This window comes from Ruminococcus callidus ATCC 27760 (assembly GCF_000468015.1).
Classification (GTDB): domain Bacteria; phylum Bacillota; class Clostridia; order Oscillospirales; family Ruminococcaceae; genus Ruminococcus_C; species Ruminococcus_C callidus.
On the sequence record NZ_KI260285.1, the window covers coordinates 1 to 20,362 of the forward strand.

At 36.0% G+C, this 20,362-nt stretch carries 17 protein-coding genes; 15 read left to right on the top strand and 2 right to left on the bottom strand.

Annotated elements, in window-relative coordinates:
- Nucleotides 1-182 precede the first annotated feature (182 nt).
- Complete coding sequence (locus tag RUMCAL_RS00005; protein ID WP_021680270.1) at nt 183-2,153, bottom strand: hypothetical protein; 1,971 nt, start codon at nt 2,151-2,153, stop codon at nt 183-185.
- Nucleotides 2,154-2,245: 92 nt separating this feature from the next.
- Nucleotides 2,246-2,545: a hypothetical protein gene (locus tag RUMCAL_RS15220; protein ID WP_156902344.1), complete on the bottom strand. Its 300-nt coding sequence runs from the start codon at nt 2,543-2,545 to the stop codon at nt 2,246-2,248.
- An 864-nt stretch (nt 2,546-3,409) separates the two neighbouring features.
- On the opposite strand from RUMCAL_RS15220, the gene RUMCAL_RS00010 reads away from it, so the two are divergent.
- The 15 genes from RUMCAL_RS00010 to RUMCAL_RS00085 all read left to right on the top strand — a co-directional run.
- Entirely contained in the window at nt 3,410-5,101 is a 1,692-nt protein-coding gene (locus RUMCAL_RS00010) for a type IV secretion system DNA-binding domain-containing protein (protein WP_156902345.1), read from the top strand.
- Between the two features lie 1,025 nt (nt 5,102-6,126).
- Complete coding sequence (locus tag RUMCAL_RS00020; protein ID WP_021680274.1) at nt 6,127-6,738, top strand: hypothetical protein; 612 nt, start codon at nt 6,127-6,129, stop codon at nt 6,736-6,738.
- A 490-nt stretch (nt 6,739-7,228) separates the two neighbouring features.
- Complete coding sequence (locus RUMCAL_RS00025) at nt 7,229-8,056, top strand: DUF4422 domain-containing protein (protein WP_021680276.1); 828 nt, start codon at nt 7,229-7,231, stop codon at nt 8,054-8,056.
- A complete protein-coding gene (locus RUMCAL_RS00030) occupies nt 8,053-9,192 on the top strand; it encodes a glycosyltransferase (RefSeq protein ID WP_040646233.1) in 1,140 nt (379 codons plus the stop codon). The genes RUMCAL_RS00025 and RUMCAL_RS00030 overlap by 4 nt, the downstream gene beginning before the upstream one ends.
- The gene (locus RUMCAL_RS00035; RefSeq protein WP_021680278.1) at nt 9,189-10,109 is read left to right on the top strand and encodes a LicD family protein; all 921 of its coding nucleotides are present in this window, start codon (nt 9,189-9,191) and stop codon (nt 10,107-10,109) included. Before RUMCAL_RS00030 ends, RUMCAL_RS00035 begins: the two co-directional genes overlap by 4 nt.
- 41 nt (nt 10,110-10,150) lie before the next feature.
- Entirely contained in the window at nt 10,151-10,864 is a 714-nt protein-coding gene (locus RUMCAL_RS00040) for an IspD/TarI family cytidylyltransferase (protein ID WP_040646235.1), read from the top strand.
- Nucleotides 10,861-11,901, top strand: a complete 1,041-nt coding sequence (locus tag RUMCAL_RS00045) for an NAD-dependent epimerase/dehydratase family protein (RefSeq protein ID WP_021680280.1) — start codon at nt 10,861-10,863, stop codon at nt 11,899-11,901. Before RUMCAL_RS00040 ends, RUMCAL_RS00045 begins: the two co-directional genes overlap by 4 nt.
- Nucleotides 11,902-11,938: 37 nt before the next feature.
- Nucleotides 11,939-13,024, top strand: a complete 1,086-nt coding sequence (locus RUMCAL_RS00050; protein WP_021680281.1) for a glycosyltransferase — start codon at nt 11,939-11,941, stop codon at nt 13,022-13,024.
- A gap of 2 nt (nt 13,025-13,026) precedes the next feature.
- Nucleotides 13,027-14,214 (top strand): hypothetical protein, encoded by a 1,188-nt coding sequence (locus RUMCAL_RS00055; protein WP_021680282.1) that lies wholly within the window; start codon nt 13,027-13,029, stop codon nt 14,212-14,214.
- Nucleotides 14,211-15,203, top strand: a complete 993-nt coding sequence (locus tag RUMCAL_RS00060) for an acyltransferase (RefSeq protein WP_021680283.1) — start codon at nt 14,211-14,213, stop codon at nt 15,201-15,203. Before RUMCAL_RS00055 ends, RUMCAL_RS00060 begins: the two co-directional genes overlap by 4 nt.
- A 22-nt stretch (nt 15,204-15,225) precedes the next feature.
- Nucleotides 15,226-16,683 (top strand): flippase, encoded by a 1,458-nt coding sequence (locus tag RUMCAL_RS00065; RefSeq protein ID WP_021680284.1) that lies wholly within the window; start codon nt 15,226-15,228, stop codon nt 16,681-16,683.
- A 4-nt stretch (nt 16,684-16,687) separates the two neighbouring features.
- Nucleotides 16,688-17,575, top strand: coding sequence for a LicD family protein (locus RUMCAL_RS14180; RefSeq protein ID WP_021680285.1), 888 nt, complete (start codon nt 16,688-16,690; stop codon nt 17,573-17,575).
- A 2-nt stretch (nt 17,576-17,577) separates the two neighbouring features.
- Nucleotides 17,578-18,003, top strand: a complete 426-nt coding sequence (locus RUMCAL_RS00075; protein ID WP_021680286.1) for an FAD synthase family protein — start codon at nt 17,578-17,580, stop codon at nt 18,001-18,003.
- Between the two features lie 552 nt (nt 18,004-18,555).
- Nucleotides 18,556-19,596 carry an acyltransferase family protein gene (locus tag RUMCAL_RS00080; protein WP_021680287.1) on the top strand — a complete coding sequence of 347 codons (1,041 nt, stop codon included), beginning with the start codon at nt 18,556-18,558 and terminating at the stop codon, nt 19,594-19,596.
- Between the two features lie 2 nt (nt 19,597-19,598).
- Nucleotides 19,599-20,362, top strand: a 764-nt coding sequence (locus RUMCAL_RS00085) for a UDP-galactopyranose/dTDP-fucopyranose mutase family protein (protein WP_021680288.1), incomplete at its 3' end; no start/stop codon positions are given.

Below are 20,362 nucleotides of genomic sequence, written 5' to 3' on the forward strand. Positions count from 1 at the left end.
CCTGGTTTTTTTCTGCATTTGCATCGCCTCCTTGTATGAGAAATCCGTATCAATGACTAAATTTCGGATATTTACAAATAAATTGTTGGAATATAGCCGCAGTCCAATGTATAATTTTATTATAATCTATTACACCGCAGCTGTCAATACCAATTGATTCAAATTTTCTCCCCGGCAAAAACTCACAGATACTGCCGCAGTTCCTGCTCGTATGGTTCTTCAAAGATGCAGTCGTCAATGGTGATGGTTTTGTTGAAGTGGTCTATGGTGATGTAAAGTTTTGTGGACACTGTCATATATGGAAATGGTTCAAAATCAATCTCTCTTTCATATTTCACACTTTTAGATAAATCTGATTCTTCGGTAATACAATCGTAAAGCGGTGCAATTATTTGCCCGATGCCATCGAACCTCTTTCCTATTTGCTGTACTATGTTCGGATTGATACAATGTGCTGCTGCAATGCTTAATAATCTTCTTTTTACCAGATCATTGCAGTATAAAATCTCATATTTTCTGTTTACGATCAATGGAGAACGATATGGTTCTAAGCTCGGATTCTTCTGATGCAGCACCTGATTTACAGAATTTTTGAAGTTCTTCCAAAAATTTTCCTGCACCATCTTTTCGCACACATCCAAAAACGCATCACTAAACCAATCCATCAGAAAAACAAACTGCATTGTGTAGTTCGCTTTTCTGATATCGTCCAGCGTCTGAAGCTTACAGGAAAAAGTCTCCTGCATCACCAGCAGCATTTTCTTTTTGATGGCATTTTTGCAGTCTGTGATCTCTGGCGAACTGTGCATTTGCGCAATACAGTCCCAGGTAAACTGATGCAGGATCGCAGCAGAATGCATTTCTTTTCTGTCTTCCCTTTCCTTTCGCCTGGAATGGGGATCGTCAGACAATGATTTTACATTTCTGTCCGCATTATAGCTCTTGAAGATCGATGACATAGTTTTTAGAACCTTTTTTCCCTCCCAGTTGTAGGAGATCAGTTTTTGCTCAAACTGCAAACCATCATAAACGATCTTGAATAATAAACACCATTGGGTAACCGCTCTTTTCACATCATGAGAAGATGTAATCGGCTCTTCTATGTTTTTCATGTACTTTATGATCTTGGAAAATTCACCCCGGCTCTGAAAGAATTCCTTTCCCGGAATCTCAGGAGCGTACTTTGAAGTAATGCCCCGCCACAAGCACAGTTTGTCTTCGTCGCTGCCAAAACGCAAAAGCTCTGTAAACTCCTCAAAGGAGATCTCTTTTTTATAGAGTTCGTTCTTTCCAAACTCCTTCAGAACTCTTATATCCATCACACGGTCAGCCAACACTTTTTCCTTTGTATAGTCAAATGTGCCGAGGAGCATATCGTTGATCTCCGCTCTTTTTTGCGCAGTGACCAGCATAATAAAGAAACGTTCTTTCAAATTGGAGTATGTTTGCGGCTCTTGTGTTTCTGCTGTATCCGAATTTACTCCTTTTCCATTCTTTGGTGTAGAAAGAATGCGACTCGGATCGAATGCAATCTTTTCAACAGCATCTCTTTGCTTTTTCATCTCTGAGAGTTTATCCCCAAAAACATTGCCTGTACAAATACCTAAACAGAAAAACGCATTGATATGAAACCAACCGCTGTATAGCGCATCTACCGTCCACTCAATTTCATCTGCATTTTTCACAGACGCTTGGACATTCGTGTATACTGTGTCAAACGCCTCCATAATTTCATTGTTGTAATCATCATAATTATTGTACACATACATCCCTTTCGGGTTTGCGATAATATCCAGAACCTTGCATCGGCTCAAAAACTCCCGTTCCGGCAGTTCGGCATTTTTCGTCGAATATAAATATACGCCGATCTTTTCTGCAACGTAGATCTGTTCCAGCAGCCAGAGCTTGTCCGACCTTTCCTCCGGGCTGTCTGTTTCTTTGAGTTCCAGATCCAGGTTGATCTTATTTTTTATCTTTGGGATCAGTCCACCGGCTTTGTTCTTTTCGACATAATAAAAATGCCGCTTGATCTGTTCTATGGTGCTTGGACTTTCCTCTGCCTCGCCGTATTTGTCAGCGTGTTCCTGCCGGTACATATCATAAGAATCCCATATGTCTGCTATGGTGTTATACAGTTCTTCCATCGATGCCATACGGATGCAACCCCTTTTGTTTTACAAGATATCTATATCATACCACATATTCCGGGGAAAGAAAAGAGGATTTGAAAAAAACTGTTCTTTTTTCAGCTGCTTGGCAGCACTATAAATCTCTTTTCCAAAATTTTTTTACCTGGCACACGGCACAGCCCCAATTCTCCCACCCGCATAATTTTTACCCGGCACACGGCACAAGAGCGTCCTCCGAAAAAAGTCCGGACAATTTTTGTTCCCCTTTTTCCAAAAACGCATCGGAGAAGTTTGATTTTCGCCCAAACAGGAACTTTTCCGACGGCAATTTCAGAAAAGGAGTACAAAAACAAACGGGTTTTGATTTTTTTCTGTGCCGTGTGCCAGGTGTTTTTTGTTCGTTTTACGTTTTCCACCCCTCCCCCCCAGAGCGCCTGCAAAAAAATAAGAGCGTTTTGTCTGCATGAAATTTTCCGATGTGCTATAATGCTTTTTGGAAATACAGAACCGCCTGTGCCGTGTGCCAGGTAAAATGTATTTCAATAAAAAGTTTTTAGGAGGTCACTTATATGAACGGAATGTACGGAATGTCAACCGCAGAACAATTGATCGCCATAAATCACATGCAGGTAGCTGCAAATCATGCTGTGCCAAGCGGGGCAATGCCATTTCAGGAGGTTCTCAGAGTATATGGCGAAGATCAAATAACGGGTGTCGGAAGCTGCATAGATTACGAAAAAAGAAAAATAAAAAGAATCGGCAAGTTAAGAATTCGCAGTGTTCACCATTGCTATATCGTCAAAGACGGATACCGAAAAGAACTTTTATATGTCTTATATTCCAGTACAGACGACAACATCCATTCTGCGGTCGTTCCTCGTGACAAATTGGCAAGCAAGAATCTGTTGCCTCTGTTTGAATCTTTTCAATGGATGTGCAAAAGCAAGGCGATGGCAAACGATTATATTGCGTACTGCATTCGCTGTTTTCCCCCAAAAAGCACGCAATATTTTCCGGAATATGCCGGCTTTTCTTTCATTGAACAGAGTGAAAACAGCACCTCTATTCGATTTGACTGCAACAGAAAATGCTTTGACATGAAATTGCTGAAACACTGCTCCCCCTATTTCACCAAAAAAGTTCTTCCCAGTACAAAAGACCGCCCTCTCGGTATAAAGGGAATCTGCGAAAAGTACCTTGACACAGACAAAAAGATGATGCTCTTCGTTTTTTCCCTCTGCGGTCTGCTGAGTTCTTTTTTCCGGGAAGAGAAATACAGCATGGAACGTATTCTGACCATATCTGCACCTGATGCCGCATCGGAACGATTTGCGACGCTCCTCATGCAGATCTTCAACAGAGGCACAAAGCCGCTGACCCTCTGTTCCAACAAGAGTGCGGTGAAAATGGAACTGCTCCACGCAAAGGATGAAACCGTTATCCTGAGCGACCGCAGTATTATCGACGATGACAAAAAAAGAACGGAAATGCTGCAGCACATCCTAACGGAAAATGACAACATGGATTGTCAGCCCCATAATCTTGCGATTTTCTCCACCCATGCACAATACCTGCTTCCTCCGGAGAAAAAGATCTGTCTGACGCTGCCGGAAAATTTTGCCCCTGCTATGACAACGGAAGAAGAGGCGGAGATGTGTGATGATTTGAATTATCTCGTAAACTTCATCATATCCTGTATTTGTAAAAGCTATACCGTACTTCCAGGTGCATTTCGAGACGAGTTCCATGAACAAATAGATCTATACACCTCTTATTTCCAAGGCAAAAGCAAAGAAATGATTGCAGCTGGTGCATTACTGGATACCGTTTACTTTTGCGTGATAGCCTGTTTTCTTGAGTTCGACAGTCAGCCTATCACGATGTTGATTCGCTCCGTTTTATCCGATTCTCAGACAGTTTCCGGCACTTCAGAAGATGCGGTGTCAGAACAGTTTATTGCTGCGCTCAATGATGCAATTCGCAGCGGCAAGCTCAAGATCCTCCGGCACAGCAAGGAAATGGACTTCCAGGAAGGCACAAACCAGCTGATCGTCAAGGACAAGCTGCTGATCCTGGAAGAGTCTGCAATGGAGAATGTGCTGATCCCGTCTATGAGAACTGCCGACAACACCTGCCGCATTCTGAAATGCCTGAAAGCGTGCGAATATCTCCATGCCACCAAGAAAAACCGCTATCCTCTGGTGGTATATTCCCACCACAGAAGTCTGCGGCCTGCTCTGATCGCCCTGAAAAGCGACCGGATTCTGGATTCCGACGTGGAACTCATGATCGAGGAAAGCCGCTATGCAGAATGGTACAGCACAGCGCCTGCACCGGAGCATTTTATCCCCCTCACGGAAAACCGCATCGGCGGTGTTTCCTACCAGGTCTTTGACGAAAAACGCAAGGATAATATGCACTTCTTTGCACTGGGGAAAAGCGGCTCCGGCAAAACACACTGTCTCACCGAACGAATGGTGAGCCTGCAAAAGCTGCACCGTCCCGTTATTGTCTTTGATACCAGTGAATCCTTTACAGAAGAGGAGATACTGGAAAAGCTGTCTGTAGGCTGCGGTGAAACGGCAGAGAAGGAGGTTCAGGCGTATATCGCCGAGCATATCACCTTCCACCGCATCGAAGAGGACGGAATCCCCGTTGACCTGCTCAAACTGGGCGACTCCGGCAATGGGGAAGATACCATCCGAAAAATCGAGTCCATTGTGGAATCTCACAACCCCAATATGGGCAGCAAGCAGCAGGCAGCCGTGCATGCTGCCATCAGCGATATGATCCAGAAAGGCAATGTGGATATGGCATCTCTGTATGAGGTGCTGACCAGTGAACAGATCCCGTATGATCTGGCAGATCAGCTGGCGGATACGCTCTCCTTTTTCGTGAACTTCAAGGCAAACGACAGAGACTGGGGCGAGCTGATCGAAGAGAGCAAGGATATTATTATAAAGAAGCACTGAATAAAGTCGTCAAGCGGGCTTTATTCAGTGTTTCCTTAACTACGCTTTTGTTCAGCGTTTCCTAAGGAAAGCAATCGTCAGCAGCACTCTTTTACCAGTTTGTTATGTCCCTATGTTCCGCCCGAAGGCGGTTTTTCTATGCGGTCGACATGATCGTATCATCAGTACCTGGCACAGATTCACGATAATGATGTACAACTGCAAAATAAGAATATGACAAACTCCCTTGAAAGAGCAAGTAATTTATGGTATAATGATAACAGATTCAAAGTATTGGAAGGAGAACATAGTACAGCCGGCAATGTCAAATTTCAATACGCTGCAGCATCAAGATTTTGTCCAAACACAGTGAGAAAGGCGACATAATTTCATGTTAATTGAGATTTTAATTCTTATCATTATTTTTGCAGTTTTTCATTTTGTGTGTAAGAATGATCCCAGCACAAATAAAGTGAAATATCCTAAATTGTATCTTTGCATCGGAATTTTAAGCTTATCATTTTGGCTTTTCTTTATTATTTTAATGTTAATTGATAATGTGCCAATTTATAATATACCAATTTTTTGTTCGTTTGTATTAGCCGGAATGATCCTAATTTCAGTTATTATAATAATGTCATACTTTAATATTTATACGATATATGATGATGTATCATTTACGCATTCTAATTTTTGGAGAAGAAAGTGTACAATACATTATAGTGATATAAAAATTGTCTATCGAAAGAAACACGCAAAGTATCTAGTAGTATTTGAATCTGATGATGGAAGAATCACAATTGATTCCAAATATACAATTGGATATAGTGAATTCATTGAAAAAGTAAACAAAAATCGTTTCAAGGATTAGAAGCTGATATTGGTGCTTGCAGTCAAAGGCACTTTGTATCTATAGCATTTACACAAAAGATTGACAAAAGGTGTATATAGCCGCAAGAGTAAAACCGCCCAATGCAGTCTGATACACTGATTGTTTTAAGTGCATCATCAATAGCACCAGATAATTTATCAACTACACGAACTTTTTGTTTTCTAAGGGCGAAAACGGCAGTGTCCCGTTCCAAAGCCGTGCACACATCATCAACGCCTCCAACTACGACATTACCACGAAGATGCCGGATGCGGCATTTGATATGCGTAAGCTTGTGATCCCGTTCAAACACAGACTGACCGACAATGCAGAGCCCTTTGAGGTACTGATGGACAAGTTGGAGCGTGAGAAGGCAGCCATTGTGAGAAAGCTGATTCTGGCGTACAAGGCACTCAAGGACAACCACTACGAATTCAGCGACTCCGAAGAGGGCGAAAGCTATGACAGCTATGTGCCGCCCACGGCAGTCAGCCGCAGCACCAGCAAGTCTCTGGACTTCTTCTTTACGGCTTGTTATGTACGCACCGAGAACGACGATGACTACATTTTCACCGAGGATATGTACGCCGATTACAAGGAATATGCCCTGGATGAGAGCTACGCGTACTGCTTCCCGAACTACGATGCCTTTGCAAAGGCTGTCAGAGCGGAGCTACAGCTGAAATCCGGCCGCAAACGCAAAGACAGCGACGCCAACCCCAAGCGTTGCTACCTTGGCATCAAGCGAAAAGCACTGGTGACAGAAGAGCAGGCGGCGGAAGACTGAGTTTCCGCTCCGAAAGCACAAATCACCCGAATTTAAAATGATTTTTTACCCGATGGAAGGTGATCCATCGGGCTTTTTTGATGGTGCAGAAAATGCTGCTTTTTCGTTCCCCAGCGTGAATTTCTGCGAAATTGGCAGATGTTCCGGCGGGAAATTGACAATATGAACAGAAAAAATTAATTTTTCAGTGTTATTTTTTCGGTTTGTGAGCGTATTTGTCGAGGGATTTGCTTGACACTTGTGGGGGCGTGTGGTATAATTGTTTTATATAGGTGTAGGCAGATGTAAGAGGCGTTGGAAAAAGCTTTTTGGTTTGAAAAAACGTAGTATTCTGTCGTGTTTTATGGTGCTTTGCACAATGATAGGCTACAATTGGAGTTTGGAATCTAGAGGCGTTTTGTATTTAGATTTTGGCCCTGGTACAAAAATATCTTTGTGATGTCTTCCGGTTTTTTGTAGATGGGTTAAATAGAAAAAGGGGAGCATAATTTTGGAGAATAAAGCTACAATCATAATAGCTACGCATAAGAAGTATCAAATGCCAGCAGATAAAATGTACTTGCCTGTTCATGTTGGAGCAGAAGGGAAAAAGGATTCTGATGGAAATGATCTGGACTTAGGATATGTTAAAGACAATACCGGAGATAATATTTCCCTTAAGAACCCTTCGTTTTGCGAATTAACAGGTCTTTACTGGGCGTGGAAAAATGTTGACTCAGACTATGTTGGCTTGGCGCATTACAGACGCCATTTTTCTCTGAGCAAGAAGTCTAAAGATCCCTTTGATAATATTCTCACATACGATGAACTTGCACCGCTTCTGAGCAAATATAGAGTGTTTGTTCCCAAGAAACGGAAGTATTATATTGAAACGCTCTATTCTCATTATGCACATACACATTATGCAGAGCATCTTGATGTGACAAAAGAGATTATTGCCGAAAAGTACCCTGATTACACAGATTCCTGCAACAAGGTATACAAGCAGACCTATGGGTATATGTTTAATATGATGATCATGAGAAAAGATCTGTTCCAGAACTACTGCGAATGGCTCTTCAATATTCTTTTTGAGCTAGAAAAAAGAATTGGAGAATCTTCTAAAGAATTATCATTTTTTCAAGGTCGCTTTTACGGAAGAGTTAGCGAGATAATATTTAATGTCTGGCTCGACTATCAAGTAAAATCGGGTACAATAAGCCAAAAGGATATCAAGGAAATACCCTGCATTTACACTGAAAAAATTGACTGGAATCGGAAAGTAAAGTCGTTTATAGGTGCGAAGTTTGGGCATAAGAAGTATGAGGGGAGCTTTTGAACAAGGTTATGCGTATTTTGCATATTGTTAACGATTTATCCAATATTGGTGGAATTCAAAAATGGATTATGAACTATTTCGAATATATTGATCGTAATAAAATCGTTTTTGATTTTGCTTATCACAATAGTTGCGAGCCATTAAACCAATCTTTTGTTGATAAAATTTACAACTTAGGTGGTAATATAATTGAATTGCCTAAAATCTCTGTTTGTTCTCTCCAAGAAAACACCAAGATATTTCGAGAAGTGTTACATCGCGGGGAAAAATATAAAATTGTTCATTGCCACATGGCAAATGCTGCTTTTTTATATTTAAAAGTTGCAAAAGAAGAAAATGTACCCGTTAGAATATTACATAGTCATCAAAATAAAGCAGCTGATCAATTTTCGCATGTAGTCAGAAATATACCATTAATAAAAATGGGGCTGAAATATTCTAATTTAAGATTCGCTTGCTCCAGTTTAGCTGGAGATTGGTTGTTTAAAAATCAAAAATATCAAGTAATTCCTAATGCAATAGATCTTCAAAAATTTAATTATTCTGAGATTAGGCGAAAAAACATTAGGCAAAAAATGAATTGTGAAAATAAATTTGTTATCGGCAGCGTTGGAAGACTATGTGCACAAAAAAATTATTTTTTTGCAATTGATATTTTTTCTAAAATCAAAAAACTAAAACATAATGCTGTTTTCTGGATAATTGGAATCGGTCCATTGGAACAGAAACTGAAAGCATATGTAGAAGCACTTGATCTTAAAGAGAGCGTTATTTTTCTAGGGAGTAGAAATGATATATCAGATTTCTATCAAGGAATGGATGCTTTCTTCTTGCCATCATTGTATGAAGGCTTAGGTATTGTAAATATTGAAGCACAGGCATCTGGGCTACACTGTGTTGTTTCAGATGCTATGCCAAAAGAAGTTTTCGCCACAAATCTAATAGAAGCGCATTCTTTAGAAGCACCAAAAGATGAATGGGTGAATGCTTTTCTCGAAGTAGTTGATTCAAACATCAAAAGAAAAAGTAGTCTATCCTTACTACAACAAGCAAATTTTGATATTAAACAACAAGCTAAAAATTTAGAGAAATATTATCTTGATGCACTTGATGATACAAGGAGAATAGAAAAATGAAGCTATCAACATTTGATGCTCTAAAAAGAATACAAAGTAAGAACGCTGTTCAGTATGTGTGCATGGAGGGCGAAATATTAAAAAAATATCATCAGATCTTACTAGAAATAGCAAGTGATATTATATCTGTATGTGAAAAAGAAAAGATTGTATATCAATTATCTGGAGGAACGGCTCTTGGAGCAGTTCGCCATAAGGGTTTTATTCCGTGGGATGATGATCTAGATATTAATATTTTCGGCTCACAGTGCGATGAGTTTATAGAAAAATTTGAAAAGGACTTTGGAGATAAATATTGGGTAAACACCGTTAAAACACCTGGGTATTTTTCTATTGTTGGTTCCATAAAAATGAAAGGTACTGTCTCACGTGGATTTGAGGATAGTAATGATGAAAAATGTGGTATTGGTATAGATCTATTTAGAATTGAAAACACATTTGACAATTCTATATTAAGATTTTTTCATGGAGTTTTATGCATGGGATTTGGCTTTCTTCTCTCTTGTAGAAATTTTTATGAAAAAAGAAAATTAATGATGGAATTAGCCAATGATGATAAGGCGTTGAAGAAAGTCTTTCGCATAAAAATTAACATTGGTAGGCTTCTGAGCCTTATTTCATTAAAACATTGTCTGATAATAACTCAAAAGTGTTATGGTATGTGTAAAAACAACAAATCAAAGTATGTTACTATTCCAGCAGGTAGAAAACATTTTTTTGGAGAGTTATACAAACGAGATGGCATGGAAAATACCATTAAAGTATCGTTCGAAGGACATAATTGGGAAATTGCCAAAAATTATAACGATTATCTCACAAAGCTTTATGGTAATTATATGGAAATCCCTTCTGAGGAAAATCGAGAAACACATTTTCGAGTAGAATTAAAATTCCCAGATGAAAAAAAACACAAGTAACTATAAAAATTTGAATTTTAGATTGTTAGGAGAAATGAAAAATGACAGTAGCCTTATTAACAGCAGCGGGATCAGGTACAAGAATGGGGCAAGACATTCCGAAGCAATTTATTCATGTAGACAATAAGCCTGTAATTATTCATACTATGGAAGCGTTTCAAAAGCATCCAAGTGTTGATGCTATTATGGTTGTAACAATACCATCGTGGATTGAAGTTGTAAAAGCATATGCAAAGCAGTTTAACATTTCAAAACTACGTTGGGTAGTTGCGGGTGGTAAAACTGGACAAGAGTCTATTTATAATGGATTAAAATCTTTGGAGAATGAAATTCCATCTAACTCAATTGTAATGATTCATGATGGAAATCGTTGCATGGTTTCTGGAGAGATTATATCAGATAGCATTGCTACTTTTCATAAATACGGAAGTGCAGTTACTGCAATTCCGTGCGTTGAAGCCGTTTTTCGTAGTGATGATGATGGTATATCTTCCGTAGATTCAATCCCACGTGAACAGCTTTTTCGTACTCAAACACCACATACATATACATTAGAAAAATTGTTAGATGCACATAAAAAGGCAAAGGAAAAAAACATTACAAACACGGCTGCTACGTGTACGCTAATGCAAGCATTAGGAGAAACTGTTTATTTTTCCAAGGGATCTGAAGAAAATCTAAAGCTTACTACAATTGATGATATCATGATTTTTAAAGCTTTGCTGCATACAAAAAAGGATAACTGGTTAAAATGATGAGATACTGTGATTTATATTGGAAAGACGTAAAGAAAACAGTGCAAAACATTCCAGATATAACGCAGTTGTTCCATAAAAGTATTTGCATTACTGGTGCAAATGGTATGATATGTTCGGCAATTGCGGATATTATACTCTGGCTTAATTGCAATAAAAATGCAGGTATTCATTTGATTTTAGCTGGACGATCAAATGAAAAAATCAAAAAACGTTTTTTAGGATTTGAAAAATTCTATACATTTGCTTTTTATGATGCTACACAATTTAATTCAATTTGCTTTCAAGCAGACTACATTATTCACGGTGCATGTAATGCGAATCCTGCTAAATACGTAAAAGAACCTGTAGAAACTATGCTGGCCAATTTTATGGGCCTGGACTGTCTGTTAAAATCAGCCGTAAAAAATAAATCTAATCGTGTTGTTTATATTTCTTCTAGTGAAGTTTATGGAAGCAAGTTGAAAGATCAACCTTATCAAGAGTCTGATTATGGATATGTAGATTTACTAAATCCACGTTCGTGTTATCCTAGTTCTAAACGTGCTTCTGAAACACTGTGTAGTGCATATACATCTGAATATGGATTAGATACTGTGGTTGTTCGCCCAGGACATATATATGGTCCAACAATTACAGATACTGATGATCGTGCTTCCGCACAGTTTACACGTTGTGCGGTGGAAGGAAAAGATATTGTGATAAAATCTGCAGGAACGCAGTTACGTTCCTACTGTTATGTTCTTGACTGTGCTTCTGCAATTTTAACTGTGCTCTTATCTGGAGAAAGTGGACAGGCTTATAACATATCAAATCCAAATTCGATTGTATCAATTGCACAATTAGCAAAAGCCTTTGCAGCAACTGTAGGGAAAAATGTTTTGTTTGAACAAGCAAACGCAGAAGAACAAAAGGGCTACAACAAAATGATGAATTCTTCGTTAGATAGCACAAAATTAGAAGCATTGGGTTGGAAAGCTTTATTTTCATTGCAAGAAGGTACAAGCAAAACAATACAAATTTTAAAAACATGTTAGTTTTTTGATAGAGAATCTATAGGAGGTGCGTATAAAAATGGTATATTACACAGGATATGAGGAAGCAACAAGAAATACAGCAGGTGGAAAAGCACCTGCTGACATAAAAAAATTGTGTGAAAAGCGAGGGTATTCATTTGTTAAAATATTGATGCCATCGCCAAATCTTCCAGCCATTTTGCAAAAAATATGGAAGTATAATTTTGCGAAAAAGTACTGGGAAAACTTGTGCAACACATTGAAAAAAGGCGATGTTTTTATTTATCAGCATCCATTATACGTTAAGCATCTTGCTGCTAAATACATCTCAAAGATAAAGAAAAATGGCGTAAAACTGGTTGTTTTAATTCATGACCTTGAATCCCTACGAAAAGGTATCGAAGGATTTATAAAAAACAATGGGCATATTAATGATGAGGTAGAACTTACTTTATTTAAAGAATTTGATGTGATTATTTGTCATAATGAAAAAATGAAACAATTTCTATTGGATAATGGTTTCCAAGAACACCAGATTGTTTGCCTTGAAATTTTTGACTATCTAAGCGATGCCGTATGCCGACCAAGAGAAAAAACACTACCGCCATCTGTTGCAATTGCTGGAACATTACATATTAATAAAAGTGGTTATATTTATAAGATCTTAGATAACATTCACAACAAAAACCTTGTAGTGAATCTTTATGGAAATTACTTTGATGAATCGCAAACAAATGATAGACTCGTTTACAAAGGCTCTTTTCCTCCGGAAAAATTGCCTTCTTGTATAGAAGGTGATTTTGGATTAGTATGGGATGGAAGCGAAGCATACACTTGTGCAGGAAATACAGGAGAATATCTTAAGTACAATAATCCACATAAGACGTCATTATACCTTTCCTCTGGACTTCCCGTCATTGTATGGACGGAAGCTGCCATTGCTGATTTTGTAGTAAAAAATAAAGTGGGTATTACTGTAAGCAGCTTGTTTGACTTGGAAGAAGCAATTTCACAAGTTACAAAAGAAGAATATGTTATAATGTGTCAAAACGCAAAGGGAATAGCGGAAAAATTGCGAAATGGATATTACTTTTATAAAGCATTAGATAAAGGTATTTCGCAATTGGAACCGAAAGAAAGTTAAAGATGAAGAAAATAGCATTATGCAAAGAATATAAAATCACATTTACACATGAAGTGTTATATCTAATCACTTTTTTTCTGTTTGCTTTTGTTCGTATTTTGGATACGTCCCTGTTGAATATTGACTTCCTATCAAATGTTGTATTTATAATTGTTTGCGCAACGCTCGCAGTGCTATGGATAACATACGATAAAGTTTCCGTTAAAAAACTTTTGTGCCAAATTATAATTATAAGTGCTTTTCTACTAGTCACAATCACAACAACTAGAAAATATTTATTGATTTATGCTCTTTTTCTCCTTGCTTCTAATTGTGCAGAATTTAAAAAAATTGTGAAATATTCACTGATTGCGACACTCTCAGCTACGTGTATCGTAATGATTGCATCGCAAATAGGAATTGTGCAAGATTATGTATTTGAAAGAGAAACAGAAATTGCACACAGCATGGGTTTTTCTTATTATAGTGCATACCCGTATATTTTAATGTTTAATATGCTATCCTATATGTATATTCGAAAGAAGTCAATTACATGGATAGAAATAGCGGTTCTGCTAATAATCAATCAAGGCGTGTATCATCTAAGTACCTTGCGGCTCACTTACTATTTAACATTTTTAATTATCATACTGTATTTACTTGTTGCTAAAATGAAACGAATCAGACTAAATCATAAAGCTTTCTATGTAGGATCATTTTTACTGTACCCACTCATGCTGTTTATTACAGTGTGGTCGTCGTTTCAATATACTCATTATAATTTATTTTGGAGAAAGTTAGATGATATTTTATCGGGCAGACTACGTCTTCAGCATAAGGCTTTTGATTTATATTCCGTTAAACTATTTGGTCAGTATATTGAAACAAATAATATGACCAACGGCGTAGTTGCACAACACAATTACTTTTATATTGATTCTGGATTTATATATTCAATTTTGGGATATGGAATTCTTTTGACTTTTATTCTTTTATTTATGTATAGTTTTCTTTTATTTAAAGCGTGTCAGCACAACGATAAAGTTTTAGCAATTTGGATTGTTTCCCTTGCTATTTTTACCGTTGTTAACAACACATGGTTAAATATACACTATAATTGCCTGCTTCTGCTGTTCCCTCAAATTTATTTTAAAGGAGGGAGAAATAGAAGAATATTTCAGATTCCAAAGAATGGGAGAAAAAACATATGACCAAAAAACGAAATGTAAATTTAGACGGATTAAAACTATTAGCATGTTTTGCGGTAATTGGACTTCATGTTTTTACCTATAATTATAATAATACCATTATTACATATATTCATTATATGTGTGGATATGCTGTACCCATCTTTTTTTTAGTAAATGGATATTTGATTTTAAATAAAAAAGAAGTAACCTATACTTATACTGCAAAAAAGATCTTGAAAATCCTGTTTCTTATTGTACTGTGGAATTTAGTTTATTTTTTATTGAAATTAGTTATAAAACAACAATTAGAAAATCCAATAATTTTAGTTGCAGAATCACTAATTCAAGAAGGTTTTTTTTGGCAATTCTGGTTTTTAGGTGCCATGATACTTACTTACCTTTTTGCACCTTTGATTCATAAAGTAGTTAATCGCTTTCGATATAGTTATCCGCTACTTTTAATTCTTACATTACTTCCTTGCATAATAATTGTTTGCTTTAATTACCTTAGCAAATCACAATTATTAAACGACCAGAATTTTATTCAAACATTTATGATTTGGAAATGGTTGTTGTATTTTATATTAGGTGGGTATCTAAAGCATATAATACCATGGTTAAATGATAAAATATCATTTCCCACACATGGTGTTCTCACTGCAATATTATTTTTTTGGTTTCCATTGTATCAGCTATACGCAGTTAATCATATTAACTTTAATGACTACTATGGAGATCTCGTGGCTATTGCCAATAACACAATGATATTTACTTTTTTTATGCGTGTGAATTATAAAAATAAAATATCTAGAATTGTGGAGATACTTGCGCCATACAGCATGGGGTGCTATATTTTACACCCGATTGTTTTGAAGTTTATAAACAGATACATTAGTTATTCTTGTATATATTTACCGTTTTTAATATATCCGATTGTTACGCTTATTTCTTTTTCTTCAGCTTATGTGTTGAATAGAAGAAAATTAACAAAATATTTTGTTAATTTATAATTATTAGTGAGGAAAGTTCATCATGTCACAGCCAAGTATAAAGAAAAACTATATTTACAACACGCTTTATGAAATATTAGCAATTATAGCCCCTTTAATCACAGCGCCCTATGTATCTAGAGTATTCGGAGCTGATGGTGTTGGCATTTACAGTTATACAAGTGCCATTACAGCATATTTTACAATGTTCTCTGCTATGGGAATTAAATCCTATGGACAACGTGAAATTGCTCAGCATAGAGAAAATCCACAAGAATGTAGTAAACTCTTTTGGGAACTGGAGCTTATGTGTATTTCCACCACAGCAGTTTCTTTAATTGTATGGACTTTTTTAATTATTTTTAGCGCTAACTATTCTGTTTATTATCTTGTTTTAACTATGACAGTACTAGCTACTGCTTTTGATATCTCTTGGTTTTGGAGTGGACAAGAACAGTATCGATTTATTGTTATTCGAAATTCTATTATTAAAATTTTAGGGATAGTTCTGCTTTTTGCTTTTGTACGAAAAAGATCTGACCTAGTACTTTACATTGCATTAATTGCAGCAACAGGACTTTTAGGCAATATTTCAATGTGGAGTTATCTCCCAAAATTTCTTGTAAAGGTTGATTGGAAATTACTTTCGGTAAAACGTCATTACCGGCAAACATTTGTTTATTTTATCCCAACTATTGCTACTTCTATATATACTGTCTTAGACAAAGCTATGATTGGCTGGATTACTCAAAACGATTTTGAGAACGGTTATTATGAGCAAGCAACAAAAATTTTGAATATATGCAAAACTCTTGTTTTTTCAATTAATACAGTAGTGTCTTCTAGAATATCATTTTTATTTGCAAAAGAAGCACATGTTGAAATCAAGCAAAAATTGGAGACAACAATGAATTTCATTCTATTTTTGTCGATTCCAATTACATTTGGTTTAATTGGTGTAGCAAAGAGATTTGTTCCATTATTTTTTGGAAAAGGCTATGATGAAACAATAGCGATTTTATGTTTTATGTCTCCACTTATGATTATAATCGGAATTAGTAATTGTTTGGGATCTCTATATTTTACGCCAAGTGGACAAAGAGCTAGAAGCAATAAGGGGATTGTTACCGGTGCTGTGGTGAATCTAGTCTTAAATCTAATTTTGATTCCTTTTTTTGCATCACGAGGAGCAGTTATAGCATCTGTAGTAGCAGAATCAACAATAACAGGCATTTACTTATATATGTCTCGAGATTATTTCGATATATCATGTATATTTAAATTCGGCTGGAAACGTCTTATAGCTGCTATGGTTATGTTTATTGTCATTTTATTCGCAAATAATATTATTTCGCACCAGTTAATAGCTTTTATTGTTCAAGTAGTGCTTGGGATTGTTACATATGTTCTTTGCTTATTGATTATGCGAGATAGATTTCTACTAGATAATATAAAAAAATATGGAGAAAAGTTATTACATACAAAGTCAAAAAGGATGTGAGTATATGTTACCAATACAGATTGATCTTCCCAAAAATTTTCTTGAAGAAGAAATTCGTTGTGGTTATAAAATTAGCAGTGAAATGAAAAAAGTTTGGGCAGTTCAAATAGATTTACTAGAACAGGTAAAAAAAATATGCAAAAACCACGGCTTAAAGTATTTTGCTGATTCCGGGACGTTAATCGGTGCTATTAGGCATAAAGGATATATACCATGGGACGATGATATAGATCTTGTTATGATGAGAAACGATTATAATAAATTTATGGAATATGCAAAAAGCGAACTGGAATTTCCATATTTTCTGCAAACTGTGTATACAGATAAAGATATCATGAGGGCACATGCTCAGCTTAGAAATTCCAAAACTACTGGCTATATGCCCTATGAAAAAAATAGACCTTATAATAAAGGGATTTTTATTGATATATTTCCCTTAGATGTAATTCCAGAAGATCCCCAACTCAAAAAATTTTCTTTGAAAATAAAATTCAAATGGAAACTACTCAATAATTTAGTTAATTATAAGTATAATAAAAAAAATATTGTTTCTTGGGCTAAACATTATTTAATCGTGAAGCCTCTTACTTTATGGATGGATTATAAAATATTATATGCAAAATATGAAAGACTTTGTTCGCAGTATAATAATAGTGAATTTAATAGAGTTAGCTATATAGCCTACTCACATGGAAAGAAAAAGCATATTTGGAATAAAGAATGGTTTGATTCAGCAAAGGAGGTCGATTTTGAATTTACAAAAATCGATATACCTGTTGGATATAATGAGAGGTTGAAAACAGAATATGGAGATTACATGGTGATAAAAAATGTACCATCATCCCATGGAGAGTTGATTTTGTCTTCTGAAAAATCTTATATGGAGGAATAACTATGAAAAAGTATAAAATCGGATATACATGTGGTGTCTTTGATATGTTTCATGTAGGGCATCTAAACTTATTAGAAAAATGCAAATCAATGTGTGATTACTTGATTGTTGGAGTATGCAATGATGATTACGTTAGGAACATAAAACACAAAGAACCAGTATATAGTGAACAAGATAGAGTTAGGATATTAGAAGCATTAAAAGTTGTTGATAGAGCTGAACTTGTAACTATAGAGGAAACCAATGACAAAATACTGGCTATAGAAAAGTTCCATTTTGATGTTTTGTTTTCAGGTGATGATTGGAAAGGATCAGAAAGATATCAAAAAACAGAAGAGCAGTTTAAAAAATATGGAGCATTTATCGAATATTTCCCTTACACGCAAGGTATTTCAACAACTCAAATTAAGGAAAAAATAAAAAAATAATTATATACTGCGAGGAAATATAATACAAGCTATATGTACAATAACACATAATGATTTTGATCATATATAAGATTTAAGATTTTGTAATAAATTACATAGAATATTCGAAATGCTTACAAGATAATAAAATGTACTATATGCAGGAAACATCTACACACTGAGGTGTATGGGGTGAAATTATAGCTACCATATTATACTGAATGAAAGCATTTATATCAATGTAAGCAATGGCGATTTTCATTTTATGAGAAGAATTTCATATCCGTATTCCTAAAAACTTTTAAATATGATAGATAATAGGTAGTCCATGATTTGTTGTTTAAAATTAGAATATCATTGCTGGTATTCTAATTTCAAACACTACCCTATCATTAACTCCGGTCTAATTTCACAACAGAAAAAAGTGTATTGTAACGAAGTGCCAAAAACAAAGTTTGCAGCCGGCATCAAAAAGGTCATTCCGTGATGTCTTGACAACCAGAAATGGTAAAAGAATATCATTCCCGGTGAATCTCAAGACTTCTATGAAAAAATGTATAGAGAGTGTTTTTTATGGAAAACAAGTTGAACGAAAAAATAACATCTTTAAATGATCTAAGAGCATTATCAGCAATGCTGGTTGTTATGTCTCATATAAATTGTACAAGTGAATTTTTAGGAACACGGAGGGGTGCTTATGCTGTTTCAATTTTTTATATGTTAAGCAGCTTTTTGTGTATGTACACAACCAATACAGATATAAATTTCAAAGAAAAATTAGTCTATGTATCTCGAAAAATTATAAAATTAATACCATTGTACTATATATTTACGCTGTTTACCTTTCTTATTGTGCTAATAAAGCCAAGTTTATTTAATACAACAACAGCTAGTGCAGAACACTTAGTAAAATCTCTTTTATTTATCCCTTATCAGAATGAAAACGGAATAGTACGTCCGATTCTAGATGTTACATGGTTTTTGGTTTTAGTTTTCTGGTTTTATATTGTATTTGGTATATCAAGAATTATATCTAATAAAAATAGAGGTATTATCTGCATTGGGTTATTGGGTATATTCTTTACTGTTGGATCCATCTTTTTTAATAAGAACCCATTGTTCCTACAATATAAATCTGGTGTTGTTTCCTTGATATTGGGTATAGTTGTATATTATATCTATAATTGCCTCAAGCACAATTTTCCCAAAGAGGAAAAAAAGAAATCATGGGGAATCAATCTATTCCTATACGCTTTAATGATTGCTTTTGTATATCCATACTCGTTATTACATAATAATTTTAAGTATTTTGTTGAACTAATACCTCTTGTAATACTGCTTATATACGTATTGCTTAGCAAAAAAGCTGTAGAGTTTAAACTTATTAAAATTATAGCTGCTTCAAGTTATTCATTATATCTATGCCATGAGTTTGTTGTTAAAGGATTTAGCAGACTAATTTACAATTTGGATAATTTAACGGTAGCAACTTTTGTTTTATCATTTATTTGTCTCACAATTTCAGTGATGCTGTCAATAATGATTAATAGATTTATAGAACAGCCCTTAAATAACGCTTTATCAAAAAGATTATTTATACAAGGAGAAAAATAAAAATGAACTACAACTACCTTATCGTCGGCTCCGGTCTATACGGAGCAACAATTGCCCAGCAGGCAAAAAAAGCCGGAAAAAGCGTGCTCGTAATAGATAAACGCCCCAATGTAGGCGGAAATATCTATACAGAAAAGGTCGAGGGCATCAATGTACACAAGTACGGTGCACACATTTTCCATACCAATAACAAAGAGGTATGGGACTATGTCACAAGCTTTGTTGACTTCAACCGATTCACAAACTCTCCGGTGGCCAATTACAAGGGCGAACTCTATTCCATGCCATTCAACATGTACACATTTAATAAAATGTGGGGCGTTGTGACTCCCGAAGAAGCCGCAGCCAAAATTGAAGAGCAGAAAAAAGAAATCACTGGTGAGCCGAAAAATCTGGAAGAACAGGCAATCTCGCTTGTTGGACGAGACATCTACGAAAAGCTTGTAAAAGGTTATACAGAGAAACAGTGGGGACGTGACTGCAAGGATCTGCCTGCATTCATCATTAAGCGACTCCCAGTTCGCCTGACATTCGATAACAACTATTTCAACGCACTCTATCAAGGCATTCCCATCGGCGGATATACCAAGCTGATCGAGAAAATGCTGGAAGGTATTGAAGTTCGGCTGAATGTTGACTATCTGGAAAACAAAGAAGAACTGGACAAGCTCGCTGAAAAGGTGATCTACACCGGTCCAATCGATGCGTATTTCGATTATAAGCTGGGAACTTTGGAGTATCGCTCTGTCAGATTTGAGAATGAGAT